We start from the raw sequence: 18,053 nt of genomic DNA on the forward strand, positions 1-18,053 counted from the left end.
ATTATTATTTTAAAATTTTAAATTTGCACCAATACTTAAAGTTCTCTGATGGGGATAATTTCGACCTGAACTATTATCTGATTCCGGGTCACGATATCTCACATTTGTTATCGCTGCTAAATTATATCCTTGAGCATATAATCTTATATTTTGGAATCCAATACTTTCTACTATAGAATTAGGTAATGTATAACTCAATTGTACATCTTTTAAACGTATAAAATAGGCATTCTCAACTATCCAGAAATCTGAAGCATATCCATTAGGATGAGTCATCTGAGCTCCATACCTTATTCTAGGCAAAGAACTTTGAGGATTTGGATTCTCGGTAGTCCAAGCATCTTCCCAGAATTGAAATGGAACGAAATTAACTCCAAAGGGAGCCTTGAACTGGTCACTATAAAAAACTGAATAGTTGGCTGCACCCTGTAGCAATGCTGTTAATCCAAAGTTTTTATATTCTAAATTTAAATTCATTCCATAGAATATCTCAGGTTGAACGGTTTTACCTAACTGTACTTCATCCATCCAATTAATGACCCCATCCTCGTTTTGATCTATATATTTTATATCTCCAGGGCGTATGACATTATTATTGGCTCCATTGGTTATATCCGCCCAATTGTCTATTTCTTCTTGTGTAGTAAACAAACCATCGGTTTCATACCCCCAACTAATATTGGTCCACTGCCCGCTTAACTGTCGTCTCCTTCTTTCTTCTTCTGAGACAAATTCTGGTTCTTCAAAATGTATCCATTTGCTTCGCGCCCATGAAAAGTTTGCACTCACATCATAATTAAACTCACCTATATTACCTGAATGTCCTAATAGTAATTCAAACCCCCTATCATCCTGGCTGTTAATATTTTCCTGAGGTAAACTCGCACCAAATGTACTTGGAACGGAAAGAACTCTGGTTGCCAGGATATCACTTTTTCTCCTATAAAAAGCATCAACTTCGAAATATAAAGCACTTTCATCAATATTACCGTCAAGTCCTATATTGTAGGTTGTGGTTTGAGCCCACCTTGCTGCAGGATTTGCTAATCCCCTGGAAGCAATCCCTCTTTCAATTGTCTCATTTTGACCAAAGACATATGATGATGCAAATTGATAACCGGTAAGGTAATTAAACATTACAGTAGCCTCATCGCCCGCTTGACCATAACTCATCCTTAATTTCAAATTATCGAAAGAATCAATGTTATTCTTAAAAAAATCTTCTTCATTTATTCTCCACCCTACAGAAATAGCAGGAAAATAGCCCCAACGATTGTCTTCATAAAATCTTGAAGAACCATCAGCTCTTAGCACAAAATCGGCTAAATATTTATTTTTGAAGTTGTAGCCTAAAGTTCCTACATAAGACATTCTTCCATCTTCAGACGCACCTCCATTGTTATCCTTATTTTCATCGCTACCGGCGAAGAGTTGATCAATTTCATCTGTAATAAATCCTTCACGGTATGCACCAAAATAATCGGCTCTACTTGCCAGGGCTTCGCCCAGAACCATAGCAGAAATTTTATGATCATTAAAAGACCGGTTATAATTGAATCTTAGATAACCGTAGGCTAACCAATCTTTTCTATAATTTTGATTTAAACTCGTTCTTCCACTATTGAATACAGAGGATTCTTGATAAGTATCTTCTTCATAATTATAATTATAATAGGTAAAAGGAGTACTCCAGTTCTTAATAAAAGAATCATTGGCCCTATAATCAGCTTTAAGCTCCACATTTAATCCTTTTATAAAATTCACCATATCATAATTCATGTTAAGAGTTCCTCTTATGGATTGAAAATTATCATTTGTATAACCTGAATAGTCTCTGTTTGATATAGGAAGTGGATTTGCCCAACCAGCATCATATCCAGGATAAGTTGGTCTACTACTATCGGGAAAACTCGCAGGTTCAGTAGGTTTGGCCGCCTGAACCGCTAACATAATTACATCAATCCCCCTGCCTGGGGTATTTCTATATTCTTTTCTTCCACTTATATCAACACCAATTTCAAAGGTTTCGGAAATTTGGGCATCTAGATTGGACCTAAAACTGAATCTTTCGAAATTAATATCATTGGTGCGCAGGATACTTTCCTGATTAAGGTATCCTGCTGATAAGAAATATTTTACATTTTCAGTTCCGCCCCTTACGTTCAAGTTAAAATCATTCATTGGAGCCCATTTTCTAAAAGTCTCATCCCACCAATCTGTATTTGGGTACTGTGGGTTGGTACCTTGCTCAAAAAGACTTATTTCTTCTTCGGAATAAGTAGGTTCCACACCATTAGATAAATCGGCTTGGTTAACTAAACGTGCATATGTAGGGGCATCAGCCAATTCCACTATTTTTGTAGGCTCAGAAATACTTGAAGAATAATTGAAACTAAATGTAGGCTTTCCAAGCACACCCCTTTTTGTAGTTACCAAAATAACTCCATTTCCAGCCCGAGCCCCATAGACTGAGGCTGAGGCATCTTTTAAAACATTTATACTTTCTATTTCATTCGGGTCAATATTACCTGGGTCTTGTGGCACCCCATCAACCAGAATAAGAGGGGCGCCAAACCCCCTAATATTTAAAAAAGCACCATCGGCGCCCGGCTGGCCCCCGCGATTCATCACTTGTAATCCCGGTACTCGTCCAGCTAAAGCAGACGTAATATTTCCAACTGGTACATCTTCGATCTCTTCTCCTTTCACACTGCTAACAGCACTTGTAGAAGTAATCTTTCTTTGAGTGTCGTATCCTACAACAACAACTTCTCCCAACTCCGAAACATTTTCAGTTAAAACTATTTCAATATTAAATTCATCGGCAACCGCAATTTCCTGATTTTCAAAACCTATAGAAGAAAATACTAAAATATCATTGGTGGAAGCTGTAATCTGAAACTCACCATCCATATTGGTCATTGTACCTTGATTGGTGCCCTTTATTATAACGTTCACACCAGGTATAGGAATACCTGCACCATCCTTGACTATACCAGATACATAATCCTGGTCAATAATGTTGTGTGCACCAAAATTAATTGAGGTGGAGGTCGGGGATGAAAAAACTGTCAAATGAATCCCCAAAATTAATGTAGATGTTAAAAGTAATAGCTTTATCTTTTTTTCATATAGACCCGTAAGCCTACCATAAGAGTTAATTGTTTTCATCATTTTTATAATTAATTAAAAAATTACTGTATCGTTATTTAATCGATTAAGCATTGGCATATTAACTTTTCTATAACTTTTTAAAGATAGCATTTATTTATAGTTAAACAAATTTAATCGTTTAAATTTTACTTTATAGTTAATAACAGTGGAATTAGTTTACCTAAATCGTAAATAAAACGTTTTCGCTATATATTTTTCATCGAGTAATATTTCTTCTCTTTATTTCCGTCTTACCTGTGCTTTTTGCCAAATTCAATTTTAGTTCATGAAATGCTTTCACACATCCGCAACATTGGTACTGTTTTGGAAATTTTACTGAAATGGAACTCAACTTGGTGCAATCAAACAGAACAAAAATTTTTATGTCTACAAATTTTAAGCGACAGTGGACTTCTAAATTACTGATCTATCAAAATATACAGTTCTATATTTCTCGTACCTGAGATTATGAACCTTCATGTTTTCTATCATCGGAATAATATTCTTTCTCAAATCCTTGCCCCAGCTTCTCCATAGCATCCTCTACTTTTGGATATATTTGCCACTGTTGCAGCAAACATAGATGCCCCCAATGCAAATGTTTATTCAAATCTGTGCATTTTTAGGCATGCGGTAAATATGGTCCAAAGGATGCTGCCGAAACTGGTTTTTTGAAGCATCACAAAAACGGCTTTCTTTCCATTTCGGATAAAAACATTCTGACGCTGCTTTTTCTTTGCCGGTATGGACATCAGTAAGAATAGCACGGACAGAACTTGTACCGAAATCTACTCCAATCACATATTTTCTTTTAATACTCATAAAAACAAATTGTTGATACAAACTATACTGCTTCTAATTTTCTTTGAATCACTGCATACGCTGCTACTACGACGAAACAAAACAAGGGCATATAAAAGGAAAGATTTATATTTTGAGTAATGTCAGAGATTTGCCCCTGTACCGCAGTTAAAACCGCTCCTCCAAGAATAGCCATAATAAGGCCGGAACCTCCAATTTTACTATCCTGTCCTAGACGCCTCATTCCTAAACCATATATAGTTGGAAACATAAGCGACATAAACCCGGATATTGCCACTAAGGCCCAAACCCCCAGATATCCACTGCCGTATATTACCAGAAGGGTACAGATTCCGCCACCAAGGGCACTTATTAAAAGTAAACTTCTAGGGCTAAAGAATTTCATTAAACCTGTAAAGACGAATCTAGAGGCCGCAAATAATATTAAAGAGGCGAGATAATATGTGGAAGCATCATCCTCATTAAGGTTCAGTTCCTGCATTACATATCGTATGGTATATGACCATACTCCAATTTGGGCTCCCATATAAAAGAACTGTGCGATTACTGACCATTGGTAATTTGCATTACTTAAAAGTCTTTTTAGGCTTGGCACCAGGTTTATATTATTCTCTTCTTCTGAAGCTTTAGGCATTTTAGTAAATTTCACCAAAAGCCATATAATAATCAACAGAAAAGCCACCCCTACATAAGTACCCATTACCGAAGTAAGCTCTTCAGATTGGATAGCTTTAAGCTCCTGTGCATTCATTGCAGCTCGCTGCTCCGCACTGGACAGGTTTAAATGAGAAAGAATAAAAAATTTACTTAATAACACTCCGGAAATGGATCCTATGGGATTAAAAGATTGCGCCCAATTGAGCCTTCTCGTACCAGTTTCTTCCGGCCCCATGGCTATGATATAGGGATTGGAAGCCGTTTCCAGGATAGATAATCCCCCTGCCAAAATAAACAAGGCCGCTAGAAAATGCCCGTAAACCATCGTGATGCTGGCGGGATAAAAAAGTAAAGCACCAATAATAAAAAGCCCCAAGCCAACCAGAACACCTGACTTATAAGTATACTTCTTAATAAGAATAGCTGCCGGCAGGGCAAGCAAAAAATACGAACCGTAAAAGGCAAGCTGAATCCAGGAAGTTTGAAAATCTGACATGCTCATTATCCGTTTGAAAGCGGCTAATAAGGTGTCTGTCATATTATTGGCTAATCCCCAGAGAAAGAAAAGGCTGGTAACAAGTATAAAAGGCCAGGTATTTCCTGGTCTGATTAAAGACACTTTTGATGCTTTACTTTTCATGAAATAATTTCTTATTAAGTTTTTAAATACTGAAATGCAGAACTAAATAAACTATCCTTTATAAAGGGGGCCGTAAGTTTGGCAGGCGCGATAGTCTGATCCTTCTTTATCCATTCCAAAGGAATTCCATGCGGTAGGCCTGAATATTTCTCCCGGGGCTACATTATGCATACACACCGGGATCCTTAACATAGAAGCCAGGGTGATAAGATCCTTTCCAATATGTGAATACGAGATTGCTGCGTGGTTAGATCCCCAGTTATTCATAACCGAATACACATCGGAAAAAGCTACATCATCAGTCAAACGCGGAACGAACCAGGTGGTAGGCCATGTTCTATCGGTTCTTGCATCTAAAGTATTATGTGCATTTTCCGGCAGATCAATACTCCAACCTTCCGCAATTTGTAATGTAGGGCCTATTCCCTTTACCAGATTGATCCTGCACATTGTTACCGGCATTCCCCCTTTAGTAAGAAAATTTGAAGAATACCCCCCTCCTCTAAAATAGCCTAAGCTGGCGGGGTACCATGTTGTCGCCTCCAGGCAATCCTCAACTTCCTCTTCGGTAATTTCCCAGTGAGGTTTCATAACAGGTTTCCCGTCGCGGGTCTGCCTTCCGGATCCATCAAGGGTAGCCGATCCCGAATTTATCAAATGTATAAATCCATTTTCTGCTCTTCCTTCCGGTTTCCATCCGGTTACCCGTTCTACAGCCTCAGGACTCCAATAGGTTCTAACATCAGCAAATATTTGCGCTGTATTGGTCAATAAATAATTAAAAAGCATGGAGACTCCATTTAAAGCATCATTTTCTGTAGCCACTAAATACGGAGAACGAATTCCATTCCAGTCAAATGAAGAATTAAGGATAGCTTCAGAAAAATCTCCGTTGGGCAGAAAATCCGTCCATTGCCGCTGTCCCTGGAAACCAGATACAATTGCTTCATGTCCAAAAGATTCTTCTCCAAAACCAATTTCCTTAAGCTTAGGATTCCCCTCCATTAAATCACGAATAATCAGGGTCATTTTTACTACAAATTCCCAATCTTCATCTTTTTGCTCCCGTGAACGCTGTTTTTCTTCTTCGTTATAATCTTCACCTTCCCTGCAATTCTTCTTTGTCCAGGCAAGTGCTTTTTCATATTCTTCCTTAGCGTAAATGCCCTTCTCTATCCGTCTTAAAACTTCAGTGGAATCAACATATTCGTTTCGCATGCCAAGGAATGTTTGAAAAAAGTCAGGATCAACGGCAGAACCAGCGATACCCATAGAAACACTTCCTATGGCCAGATAGGACTTTCCTTTCATGAGCGCTACGGCCATACCGGCCCTTGCAAAACTAAGTAGCTTCTCCTGCACATCTTCAGTAATATCTCCGTCATTCAAATCCTGCACATCTTTTCCGTAAATTCCAAATGCCGGGAGTCCTTTTTGATTATGAGCTGCCAGAGTAGCCGCTAAATATACTCCTCCCGGTCTTTCAGTTCCATTAAAACCCCAAATAGCTTTGGGAATGTGAGGATCAAGATCCATTGTTTCAGTGCCATAAGCCCAGCAGGGAGTAACGGAAAGGGAAACACCTACGTTCTCTGCCTTGAATTTTTCTTCGCAATTAACTGCTTCTTTTACCCCTCCTATACAGGAATCGGCTATCACGCATTCATAAGGTTTACCATCTGGATACTTTAATTCTTTTTTAAACAATTCCGCTACTGCTTTAGCCATAGACATTGTTTTCTCTTCTAATGATTCACGGACTCCTCCAAGCCTTCCGTCAATTATGGGGCGAATCCCTATTTTAGGATATTTGTTGATTTTCAGCATAATTTTAAATGATTATTTCTCTGTTGAATTTTTATTTTGAAAAGCATTTTTGATTTCTTCCAGGCTTACACCGAGCACTGCTTGTGAAATTTGATCAAGTTGTTCTTCATTACCTGTGAAATGAAAAACACTATGTTGGTGTGTAAGCTTTTCATCAGGCTTTAGAAAGGCGGCAGGTGACACGCTTTCAATTTCATAAAACGGCCCCATTTGAGAATCATCTTCCAGCGGCCCGTCGTTATAGGCATTTACGGCATCTCCCGCTAAGGGATCTTTCTCCGGCGTCCATTCCTGGTTCAGGTAAACTCCACCATTATCTACTTCAAAAAGAGTAATCGTTAGTATTTTATTTAAGGCATCGTAGCTTCCGGCGGTGGTTTTAGCCCTTTGCGGAGGAATCCCGAGTTTACCTCTAGACTTCCCATCGGCCTTAAAAAACAGCTTCCCCCCGTCATAATTAATCCTTTCATCCGGGATCTGGCCAAAATAATCGGTTGTAGCTACCTTGCCTTCGGCATCTTCATTATATGGAATTACAATGACAGTTTCTTCTGAAGGTGTAAACATATCCAATATCCATATGCAGGGAGCACCGGTTTCTTCTGTCCAGGGGTTCTCTCCGCTATTCGTAATTGTGTTTTCTGTTTTAAACCCCACTCCTTCCACATTGTTATTAACTTGAACATTCAGCAGCTCTTCCATCGCCTGCTTATCAAGAATACTTATATCTCGAGTGGCTTTAATGTTAAGCGAAGTCCCTGCATAATTCACCAGAGACATTTGCTTTTGCATTGCAACTCTTTTGGAGCTTTTATCCGTCACTTCCCAGCTTTCGGTATCAACTGCAGCAGGAGTTTTCCAATTTTCAAAAGTCATTTCACTGTTAGGCATAAAAAATAGAGAAAATTTGCTGCCCTCAGGTCCTAACCAAAACCTGTTTTCTCCCCCGTATGCATTCATATGCGGGTCTTCTTCTCCATCAAAAGCTTCATAATTGATCCATCCGAAACTCCTGCCGTTTTTCCCTGAGGCAGACGAAGTAAATACCTTACCCTGATATTTAGGAGAAATAATCACATAGCTACTATCCTGTGACAGCGTAATAAGTTGCTGGTCTTTTTCTTTTAGAAATTCCAGATCATAGCCCAGGCTTCCTTTTTCAAAAGTTTTTCCCTGCATCCCTTTTTCTTCCTGTTTAGTTTGATTACCACACGAGATCAAAAACGAAATCGATATAGCTTTTAATAGTGTTGAATAGCGCATTATTATAATATTTAATTTACCTCTAGATCATCTTTGGAAGGAAGGGCAGGAAAAGAAGCATGTGGTTCTAACTGGTACCAATACACTACTGAACTAATATCAGATTTCTGCTGAAGATAGCGATGGTCACTTCTCCACCCCAAATCCTGGATAGTTACTTTCAATTCTTTATCAAACCTTATTGGATCCTGAATATGCCAACGATACATTCCAAAGCGCTGTTGAGAATTATAATTCCCATCGGGGCGGATAATTTGGTGTAGGCCAGCAAACGGGGTCGAAAAATATTGGTATTCCCCATTTCGATCAAAATTATACGAACCCAGGAAATAATCTTCTGTACCCGTTCCTGCTATAGTTGGGAATTTTTTATCCCCATCCATATAAAACTTTATTTCTCCTTCACCCCACCAGCCTTTATTATTAACCTGCCATGCCAGATAAGTACCTACATAGTGGCCTTTACCCTTTATACCATCTACTAAAGTATGAATGGAGCCTTTAGTTGGATTACTTCTTCGAAATTGTGCATGTAGGTAAGCCGCATCTTCAGGAACATCTGTCAATGTATAATCTATTTGATAATACAAGAACATTTCACGTGATCCTATATTTTCCATTGTGATTCTACATTTCTTCCTAAATGGCATCGGCCAGTAAGAATTAAAAGCACTTCCTGGATTTACAGTAACAGGTTGAGAATTTAGGTGGGCATATTCGCCCCATCCCATACCGAAAAAATCACCTACAGGAACTTCGATCGAGGGTTCTTTTTCATCATCCCAGTAAAAACGTAAAATTGAAAATCGCCAGTTCCCTGTGGGTGTCATCCAGATATGTTGAATTACACCCTCATCGGTGATTTCAGCCAAAGTGAAAGTTCCCCCCGGTTCTATCTTGACGGATGGACTTACCTTCCACCCTTGTCCTAATTCACGGGCAGGTTCACTACCTGTACCTTCTCCCAATTCAGCCATACCTCCTTTTCCGGGTTCTCCCGTAAAGTTTTCAGGACTAATCGATCTGGTTTCTGCATCCGAAACTCGATATACATTTCCCAGGCTCATATTTAATCCGTTAAATCTTCCTTCTTGAGAAGAACCGATAAAAGAAATAATATTAAATACCAGTAATAAAAAAAATTGAATCCTCATAAATGAAATGTTTAAACGATTAAATCTGTTTATCCAAATATAAATTTAATCGATTAAATAGAAAAATTTATTTTTAATTACTTTTAAATACTCCACCTAAAAGAAAAGAATTTCGCAAAATTAGCAGTGGATTCTTACATCATTAGGAATTGCTTCTTTGACAGGATTCCCTAATTACCAATTCCGCTTCAAGACAAACCTGTTCTTCTTTTGCCTCGTGATCAGAAATTTGCTTGGTCAGTATTGCTACAGCATTCTCGGCAAGTTCTGACAAAGGTTGTTTTATATAGGATAATGGACAATAGTAAAAATCAAATGCTTCCCCCTCATCAAAACTTACTATAGCTAAATCTTCCCCAACTTTGAGATTTAATTCATCTATATATTTCAGACCGTGAACAGCGAGAGTGTTAGTGGCAAAAAAAATAGCTTCTACAGGTTTTTTTTCTAATAGCAGCTCATCAATTGCTTTCTTCACACCAAGCTTTATATCGGAGAAATCAATTTCGTGAAGCCATTCATTTTTTACTTCTAAAGTATTATCCCCCATAGCACTTTTATAACCTCTCACCCGTTCCCTCATATGGTACAGAGAATTGGAATAGGCAACAATCCCTATTTGCTGGTTACCTGTTTCAATCAAGCGGTTAACTGCTTTATACGCTGCCTTAAAATTATCAATAACTACATAATTAGATGAAATTTCCGGAAAATATCTATCAATTAACACAAAAGGTATGTGCTGCTCTTTTAAGTATTTAATTTGCTTTTCAGAATTCTCGGTAGGAGCAATAATAAAACCATCTACCTGGCGATTTGTTAGAAACTGGATTAAATCCCAGGACTTATCCGATTTTTCATCAGAACTTCCGAAAATCACCGTGTAATTAAGCCTGGTCGCTTCATCTTCTATTATACGTGCTATATGAGCAAAAAAAGGATTCGAAATATCAGCTACTATTAATCCAATAGTAAAGGTTTTACCCATTTTGAGGCTTTTGGCAATCTGGTTAGGCTGATATTTCAACTCTTTTGCGGCCTTTTTTACTTTTTCTGAGACTTCTGCACTAACCCCACTTTCCTTTCCCTTCGATAAGACATAAGAGACTGTAGCTGTAGAAACACCAACTTTTTTTGCTATATCCTTTAAGGAGACTTTTTTCTTCATTTTAATCGATTAATCAGAGCCAAATATACACTTCCTGATAGGATAATAAGCATATCTATGAAATAGGTTTAGACTTTTTATTCCCACTATGTATGCCCATTTTCTAGCAAATAAAATATGAGGTGAATTATTCTTCAAATGATAATGGGATTTTCCATTCATAAAGATAAATCTAAACACTGAATATATTTTAATTTTATAAATGAGCTGTTCTGTTCATCCAGAATACAAGTGACTCCCCCTTTTACTCCAGGTATGCTTTTCCACTTAAGTCCGCCAAAGTGGATTTCCATGTTTTATTTTAATTCCGCTTCCTGCTTTTGTTTGTATTCTTCCTTTTCTCATTAGAACTCCTGCCCGGCCTCCCACTGCCACTACCTTTTTTTGTGATGCGAAATACCAAAATTCAGAAGTTAGTCCGGACTGCATAAAGCCGGTCCCTTCGCTCCCTATTTATAAGTCCTCCCTAATTCTAAATTTTGAAAAGGTATTGCATCAAAAAAAGGAAAACGTTCAGGATGCAATAAGTAAATCATTAAAAATCAATTATAAATCTTTAAATCTTATCATTATGAAAACGCTTAGAAACAAAGTGCAGTTAATTGGACACGTGGGAGAAAATCCTAAATCCCACAGGTTCGAAAAGGGAAATCTTGTGGTTCGGTTCTCCCTGGCCACCAATGACAACTATCTTAAGGATGGAGAAAAAATCCAGCAGACCCAATGGCATAACCTCGTGGCCTGGGGCAAACAGGCACAGCTTGCCCAAACTTACCTCACTAAAGGAAAAGAAGTTGCTATTGGAGGCAAATTAACCACCCGCACCTATGAAAACGAGGCAGGGGAAAAACAATATATCACCGAAATCCTGGTGCATGAGATCCTGTTTTTGGGAACATCAACTAACAAACAAGAAAACTAAACTACAAAAACAAAGAGGTTCTCTGGTGCTTTCGCACAATCATCCGTCAGGAACCCTTCACCCCAGTGAACCGGACAAAGCACTAACCCAGAAGATTAAAAAAGCCGGGGAACTTCTCGATATCAAAGTCCTCGATCATCTAATTTTGACTCCTGAAGGGGATTACTTCAGTTTTGCCGATGAAGGATTGTTGTAATCTTTCTTCCTTTTTAAAAAGCCTTTGTTACACAAGGGCTTTTTTTATGGATCGCATCCAGCAGCTTTCTCCATTTTTGTTTGTCGTCCAGGTAAATAATCTGGTTTACAATATGGTTCTCCTTTAAATTCAGTCCCAGCCCATCTATAAAGCCCTGGTGGAAAACAAAATCATCAGAAGTAAACCTGTCATTGGTTTTACTGGTCTGAACACTCTCTCCAAAACATAATTCGCTGTTTACTGCCAGGACATCAAAATTATGATCACCAATACTGATATCATTCTTTTCCAAAAGAATGTTGGTATCCATTCCTTCATTAAACCCGTTGAAATATCCCCGGGTAAGCCAGGTTATTTCCTCCTCTTCAAGAGGAAGAAGTTCCAGTTTCCTGCTGTTGTTCAAGAAAGAAACAGAATCATTAACGGCATTTTGAAATCTCCTGATGTTTTCATCCAGATCAGCAGTAATTTTCTTACTGATCTTTTGAAATGGATTCACATATTTTGGATTGTTCAGCGACTTGTTCTAATAAAGAAAAGATAACTTCGATGTTCTGTATATTCCCGGTCTTTAAAGTGTGACCACGTGGCCTTTTCCAGGAAAGTTTTATTGGGAAGCTTTTCTGAAGAATAATTCCGCTTTAGATAAATATCCTGCTTATGCACTACCATTCCTGTGGGGAGGGATTTCATTTTCAGACAAGGAGTAGATTTCTGGAAGAACAGCTTCATAGGCTAACACGACATTGCCATTGCCGGCAAAGATGGTATTAGCCTGAACATCTGCTATAGGATGGAAAGCTGCGAGGTTAATCTTGCTCATAATAAACCTGGATTGAACGTTTAGCTGTAACTGAAGAAGGAAATACCCTCGCAAACTGGAATAACTGCGGCTGACTGGCAAAGCGGGTTAGCCCTATGTACAGCAAACAATTGAAAGCAAGCGCAGTGATTACAACTCCAAAACTGAAGGAAAAGATGATTACCAACAGGGATCCTACCACTGCTATCATCATTAGGGCAAATAGGGAAACAGGCAATCCCCATATGATGGCCCGTTTCCTGATGTTTCTATAGATCTCGAAGCGTTTCATTATACCACGATACCTATTAAGTAACCAAAGATTCCAACTACTGCCCCTGCAATAAGCACAAAGACTAGCACTCGAGTAATCCCTTTTTTAAGATCTGTGTTTTCACCAAAGAAATGCCCGGCATTGAAAAGGAAGCCCACCAGGAAAATAACCCCAAGAAGAATGGGGAATATTGTCCGGATAGTATCTGCAATTTCGTTCACGGAATTTTCAATTCCGCCAATCTGCGCAAACAGAGGAATTGAAAACAGCAAAAAAACAATTGTTGGGTAGATTGATTTTTTCATAATGAATAGGATTAAAAATGAATAATTCGTTTCTCCGAAATTTATCTCAAAATCAAACCTATTTTTTTGACGACCAGCAGTTTGTGAACAAAATATTATTTATATTTAATTGTTGCAATTTGGTCTCAAATAAGAACAAATTGAAGGAGAAATTTGGAACCTGTTGTTAATAACTATAAAAGCAGGAGGAAAAGTGAGAGGAGGAAACGGCGGAATCTTTTGTATCCTGTAAAAGATTTGCTTCGCCCAATAAAAAAGACTTAGACTACTTATTAATTTATTAGAGGAGCTTTAATTAGTTGTAAATTCTAAACAAACCACTACCAAATATGAAAAAAACTAAAATGCCTGCATTTCTTAAAGCAGAGTTCACCAAAGAAAACGAAATATGGCTAACCAACAGCAAGACTCTCAGAAAAACAATAGGTATTTTAGGAATGGCATTACCATTCATTCTTATTTTTTCGCTGTTTATCTTCTCTGGTTTTGCAGGTCCTTTGAATTCTATTAGTCATTACTATTACACAAGAGTTTCAGGAATATTAATCGGAGTTATGAGCATATTATCAATTTTCCTTATAATCTACAAGGGGAAAGAACCTATCGACCTTTTGGTATCACTTATAGCGGGCATTACAGCACTTTTTGTAGTTATGTTTCCTACTGGAAATATAACTGAAATTTGTCAAGATGCAACGAAATCATACTCTGTAACTATTCTCTCAAAAAATGAACTTCGAGAAACCTTTCATTATATATCGGCAGCCGTGTTTCTTGGAAGTTTATCCTTTATGTCAATATGTCTTTTTACAAAATCAAATCAAACAAAAGATGAACGAGGAACAAAAAAAATACTTAGAAATAGGATATACAGAGTGTGCGGGGTAATCATGATAGTTTCAATGGCTGTAATTTTCTTAGGAGACTTTTGTGGAATGATTCCAGAAGATTTTTACCAAGAGCATCAATTAACTTTTTGGATGGAAGCTTTAGCAGTTGAGTGTTTCGGCTTTTCTTGGCTGGTAAAGGGAGAAACAATTTTTAAAGATAAAAGTTATGAATGTGAAAAAAATTCAAAATAATATGGCAGCAAAAAATGAAATAATAGTAGACATTTTAATTGAGGTAATACCAGTTCTTACAATTCAACAATAATTAACGTCAAAAAAGAAATTGAACACGACAACCTAATTGAGGAGTAGAATCAACTAAATGTATCTTCTTTGGCATACAACCCCTTTGCAGTGGAATTCTTTTTAAATGAAGCTACACAGCTATTTCAAAGGTGTTTTGAAAAAAGAAGTGAACTAAAAATTTACAGTTCACCTTATCAACTGAGCATAAACCGATGATTTTTTCTGAAAGATTATCAGCCAGTTCCGGTTGGAAGCTGCTATGACGATCTTCAGAAGTTTCAATAGCAAAAGATCCAAAGCCACTTTAAACTTTTTCCTTCCCTTGCCATTACGTTTATTCCCTTTAGCTCGCTCATCGCTATCCAAGGGAGTTCATTTCTTCCTGAAGGGCTTTCTCTATAACGTTCTTTAGCATCGTTCAAAAGCCTTGTCTGCACCAAAAATGACTGTTGCCCGACATGAACTGGCCAAGTACCATCTTCTCAAATTGTTGTTGTCCTTTTGTTGTCATAATTCTATCTGAATGAAATTATTGATTAATTTCATTCAGACAGATTTATTTACACCCTCTTTTTTTTTAAAAGTAAAGAATTGATCTAAAAATAAGTCATATTTTTCTGACAACCAGCATCTTATAAATATTTATTTTTTAAATTTAATTATTCGAATTTGATTATAAATTTAAGAGAAATTCTAGTTGAATTGAAAATTCTATTGTTGATAAACATTGAAGAAAGAGGGAAGTGGGGAAGAAAAGCGCGCTCGGAGTTGCAGGGAAAGATTAGATTATCACCTAATCTATAATGCTCATTGTATATATAGTCATATTAAAGTTAGCCGTTAGTTGGTAACATTATTAAAAAAATTCATCATGAAACATCTCTTCAAAACATTAAGTCTTTCCAATTTTAATGAGCAAGATATTTTAGAAACTCTAAACGAAGAAATGAATAAGTCAGACGTTAGCCTAACTTTTAGGTGGACAAAAAACCGACAAATTCTGTTTTATAAACTTCATTTAAAATACAACGAAAAGATTACTGACTTGTTAAATGGGGCTAGTTTAAATAACTCAAGTGGAGCTTATACTTTTCATATTGGGAATTTTCAAGAGAATACAGAAATTGAAGTAAGCTTCGGAGTTTTCGCTATTGTTTCCATTCCAAAATTAATAGTAATATTGTCTCAAACTAATCCAACTATTGGTTTTCAAGCATCACCCAAAGACACAGGAAAAACAAACAAATTGGATTCAGGAAGTAGGCTCGAAGAAACCATTAAACACAAAATCCAATGAGTAGAAACCTTTTGATATTGACGATAATGTTACTAACTTTAAAAGGGTATAGTCAAGAAATGCCGACCAAAGGACATATTTTTAATTCTATTCTTGGGAGTAATAGTGAGCCCGCTATCTATAATGCAGTTAATCTGAATACATACGAACTTCTAACTACAAACATTCAGGTAAGCAAAGAAGATAATTTGCAAAAAATAGTTTTCCTTCCCCTTAAATTAATGACTTCTAAAAATATTGGATTTCTTAGGGAAACAAAAATTAATATTGCTCAAAAAAATGGCATTTCAACATTTGGTTTGGGTATTGGTTTTGATAGTTCTTCTCCATTTTCAAAGAGAGGAACGAGAATCTTAAATGAAGCATTTAGTGGATTCCCTGCCCAAAGGCCAAAAGGCGAAACGGAGAAAGATTATGAATACGAAATTTACAAATCAAAATACTACTATTCAATGGATTCTACTTATGCTGAAACTTATGAAAAGCTATTGAGAAAAAGTTTTAAGGTAACGATCGGATATAATATATCACTTTTTGAGGTTATTGGTGGTGATAAGGTTGATTTGGACAATGACGATGTCATTGATAACTATTTTGTAACGGAAAGCAATAATTTTTCAATGTACCTTACCTATATTTTCTCTTCAAAAACAGCAATAAGTATTAATGGTCATTACAGTTCTGCCTTGGCAAGCCCCAAACAAAATGAAAAACAAGTTGAATATTTGGGCGGAAGTTTTTCATTTGCCCAAAGGCTTTGTGTACTCAATAAAAAGTATCGTAAAACTCCAGATTATCTTAAAACATTATTTGTTCCTTCGATTGTAGGGGGGGCGTCAATTGAATTTAAAGATGCTGTTTCCAATATAGATTTTGTAAAGAATGGCATCACAGAAACATTAGCCATTACACCATATTTGGAATTTAAAATAAATCCTAAAAATCAGTTTAGAGCTGGTGTACCTATCAAAAAATTTGAAGGAATAAAAGAAGAAATATCCTTTGGACCATTCATTCAGTGGACATTACAAATAGCTAAGGTGGACTAACAAAATACAACTGATAATAACTAAAATTTTGTGAAGTAGATGATCCGATAATAAAATCAAATGTCATGAAATATCCTATTGATTTTAATACTGCAAATTTCATTCAATTCTCATTATCTCAAGGAAAAAAATTAAACGAAATTCTCTCAAGTCCTCAAAAATTGAGTGATGAAATGGGGACAAGTCTAGGAGTGAAAGAGATTGAACAGTTAAAAGGATTAGATGAGAACCCAATTAAAAATCAGTTAAACTCCTTGAGTAGTGGTAGTAAAGATTTTATCAAAGAAGTTTTGAAGGATGGCAGATATGTTCTTGACTGGAAAGATAAACCTAGGGAAGTTGCTAATGAATTAGGTTTATCAATATCCCCAGATATAGAAGATGAATTAGACAAAATTGATTTACGAGATTTTATTAATCCAGATATCAACCCTGTAGCTGGAGTCAAGATTGCTATTATTTCAGTAGCTATTGCAGTAGTGTTAGGAGCTAATTCCATTGGTGATGAGCAACTACCCGTTATCGATTTTTCAAATGTGGAAAAATTATAATGTTATGTTATGCCCCAAAGTATTATTGGTTTCAATGCCTTGGGCACCTTATCAAGAACCATCATTAGGGCTTTCAATATTAAGTGCTGTTCTAAATAATGATTCTATAGAAAATGATGTAAAATATTTTAACATTTTCTTATTTAAATATCTAAAAGCATCAACATATAGTTCTTTAGCAGATATTCAAGGTATAAATGAGTTTTTATTCTCAGGAATATTTGAAAAAAACATCTCATCTGACCAAATTCAGGTCTTAGATAGAACATTCCACTATCTTTTGAGAGATGGCAATGTACTATCTAATTTGAATACTCGTGCAGAATATTTTGATTTTATTTTTAAAATAAGAAATGAAATAATGCCGAAATTTTTGAATGACTGCGTCAAAGTCATAGAAGAAAATCAGTACACCATGATTGGTTTTACATGTATGTTTGATCAAACCATAGCCAATTTGGCTCTTGCCAAATTAGTTAAGGAGAGAATGCCAAAAACACTAATTTGTTTTGGGGGTTATGGACTTGAAGGGATTGTTGGTCATCAAATTCTAAATTCATTTCGTTTCGTAGATATTGTAGCGCAGGGCGATGGTGAACCTGTGATTTCAAAATTGGCTTTTCTATCTGTTGGTAAACAACCAATAGATCAAATTCCTAACGTCGTATTTAGAGATAATGATAATAATTTAACAACTACTCAAAGAGTGAAAATTCAGTTGAATGATAGTCCTGATCCTAACTACAGAAGCTACTTTCAAAATCTTGAAATACTTAAACAAGAGAATAAAGTAGAAATTAGACCAAATGTTTTATCAATTGAATCTTCAAGAGGTTG

At 36.5% G+C, this 18,053-nt stretch carries 17 protein-coding genes and 1 pseudogene; 7 read left to right on the forward strand and 11 right to left on the reverse strand.

Features of this window, described 5'->3' with window-relative positions:
* Positions 1 to 9: 9 nt before the first annotated feature.
* The 8 genes from RM539_RS18130 to RM539_RS18165 all read right to left on the reverse strand — a co-directional run bounded on the left by RM539_RS18130 (position 10) and on the right by RM539_RS18165 (position 10,684).
* The gene (locus tag RM539_RS18130; RefSeq protein WP_311504837.1) at positions 10 to 3,174 is read right to left on the reverse strand and encodes a SusC/RagA family TonB-linked outer membrane protein; all 3,165 of its coding nucleotides are present in this window, start codon (positions 3,172 to 3,174) and stop codon (positions 10 to 12) included.
* A gap of 445 nt (positions 3,175 to 3,619) precedes the next feature.
* Entirely contained in the window at positions 3,620 to 3,763 is a 144-nt protein-coding gene (locus RM539_RS18135) for a hypothetical protein (protein ID WP_311504838.1), read from the reverse strand.
* Positions 3,760 to 3,975: a hypothetical protein gene (locus RM539_RS18140; protein ID WP_311504839.1), complete on the reverse strand. Its 216-nt coding sequence runs from the start codon at positions 3,973 to 3,975 to the stop codon at positions 3,760 to 3,762. The genes RM539_RS18135 and RM539_RS18140 overlap by 4 nt, the downstream gene beginning before the upstream one ends.
* Positions 3,976 to 3,997: 22 nt before the next feature.
* Complete coding sequence (fucP, locus tag RM539_RS18145) at positions 3,998 to 5,272, reverse strand: L-fucose:H+ symporter permease (protein ID WP_311504840.1); 1,275 nt, start codon at positions 5,270 to 5,272, stop codon at positions 3,998 to 4,000.
* Positions 5,273 to 5,323: 51 nt separating this feature from the next.
* A complete protein-coding gene (locus tag RM539_RS18150; RefSeq protein ID WP_311504841.1) occupies positions 5,324 to 7,099 on the reverse strand; it encodes an L-fucose isomerase in 1,776 nt (591 codons plus the stop codon).
* A gap of 12 nt (positions 7,100 to 7,111) precedes the next feature.
* A complete protein-coding gene (locus tag RM539_RS18155) occupies positions 7,112 to 8,362 on the reverse strand; it encodes a DUF6786 family protein (protein ID WP_311504842.1) in 1,251 nt (416 codons plus the stop codon).
* Between the two features lie 11 nt (positions 8,363 to 8,373).
* Positions 8,374 to 9,516 carry a glycoside hydrolase family 172 protein gene (locus tag RM539_RS18160; protein WP_311504843.1) on the reverse strand — a complete coding sequence of 381 codons (1,143 nt, stop codon included), beginning with the start codon at positions 9,514 to 9,516 and terminating at the stop codon, positions 8,374 to 8,376.
* Between the two features lie 142 nt (positions 9,517 to 9,658).
* Positions 9,659 to 10,684 carry a LacI family DNA-binding transcriptional regulator gene (locus RM539_RS18165; RefSeq protein ID WP_311504844.1) on the reverse strand — a complete coding sequence of 342 codons (1,026 nt, stop codon included), beginning with the start codon at positions 10,682 to 10,684 and terminating at the stop codon, positions 9,659 to 9,661.
* A gap of 571 nt (positions 10,685 to 11,255) precedes the next feature.
* Between RM539_RS18165 and RM539_RS18170 the strand changes: the two genes are divergently transcribed.
* Both RM539_RS18170 and RM539_RS18175 read left to right on the forward strand, forming a co-directional pair.
* Positions 11,256 to 11,606, forward strand: a complete 351-nt coding sequence (locus tag RM539_RS18170) for a single-stranded DNA-binding protein (RefSeq protein ID WP_311504845.1) — start codon at positions 11,256 to 11,258, stop codon at positions 11,604 to 11,606.
* Between the two features lie 25 nt (positions 11,607 to 11,631).
* On the forward strand, positions 11,632 to 11,802 hold the full coding sequence (locus tag RM539_RS18175) for a JAB domain-containing protein (protein ID WP_432264643.1): 171 nt from the start codon (positions 11,632 to 11,634) through the stop codon (positions 11,800 to 11,802).
* Positions 11,803 to 11,857: 55 nt separating this feature from the next.
* On the opposite strand, the pseudogene RM539_RS18180 reads toward RM539_RS18175, so the two are convergent.
* The 3 genes and pseudogenes from RM539_RS18180 to RM539_RS18190 form a co-directional block, all read right to left on the reverse strand.
* Positions 11,858 to 12,625 (reverse strand): annotated as a pseudogene (locus tag RM539_RS18180) (TraG family conjugative transposon ATPase); the annotation flags it as partial.
* A complete protein-coding gene (locus tag RM539_RS18185) occupies positions 12,612 to 12,896 on the reverse strand; it encodes a hypothetical protein (RefSeq protein WP_311504847.1) in 285 nt (94 codons plus the stop codon). The pseudogene RM539_RS18180 and the gene RM539_RS18185, both read right to left, overlap by 14 nt.
* Complete coding sequence (locus RM539_RS18190) at positions 12,896 to 13,183, reverse strand: hypothetical protein (RefSeq protein WP_311504848.1); 288 nt, start codon at positions 13,181 to 13,183, stop codon at positions 12,896 to 12,898. Before RM539_RS18190 ends, RM539_RS18185 begins: the two co-directional genes overlap by 1 nt.
* 329 nt (positions 13,184 to 13,512) lie before the next feature.
* Here RM539_RS18190 and RM539_RS18195 point away from each other — a divergent pair, with 329 nt between their 5' ends.
* From RM539_RS18195 to RM539_RS18215, 5 genes are all read left to right on the forward strand, one after another.
* The gene (locus RM539_RS18195; RefSeq protein WP_311504849.1) at positions 13,513 to 14,265 is read left to right on the forward strand and encodes a hypothetical protein; all 753 of its coding nucleotides are present in this window, start codon (positions 13,513 to 13,515) and stop codon (positions 14,263 to 14,265) included.
* Positions 14,266 to 15,190: 925 nt separating this feature from the next.
* Positions 15,191 to 15,616, forward strand: a complete 426-nt coding sequence (locus RM539_RS18200) for a hypothetical protein (RefSeq protein ID WP_311504850.1) — start codon at positions 15,191 to 15,193, stop codon at positions 15,614 to 15,616.
* Positions 15,613 to 16,665 carry a hypothetical protein gene (locus RM539_RS18205; protein WP_311504851.1) on the forward strand — a complete coding sequence of 351 codons (1,053 nt, stop codon included), beginning with the start codon at positions 15,613 to 15,615 and terminating at the stop codon, positions 16,663 to 16,665. The genes RM539_RS18200 and RM539_RS18205 overlap by 4 nt, the downstream gene beginning before the upstream one ends.
* Before the next feature lie 65 nt (positions 16,666 to 16,730).
* Complete coding sequence (locus RM539_RS18210) at positions 16,731 to 17,216, forward strand: hypothetical protein (RefSeq protein WP_311504852.1); 486 nt, start codon at positions 16,731 to 16,733, stop codon at positions 17,214 to 17,216.
* Positions 17,217 to 17,220: 4 nt separating this feature from the next.
* Positions 17,221 to 18,053 (forward strand): RiPP maturation radical SAM C-methyltransferase (locus tag RM539_RS18215; RefSeq protein WP_311504853.1); only part of this gene is annotated, 833 nt, incomplete at its 3' end.

Source organism: Autumnicola musiva, from assembly GCF_031846585.1.
GTDB lineage: Bacteria > Bacteroidota > Bacteroidia > Flavobacteriales > Flavobacteriaceae > Autumnicola > Autumnicola musiva.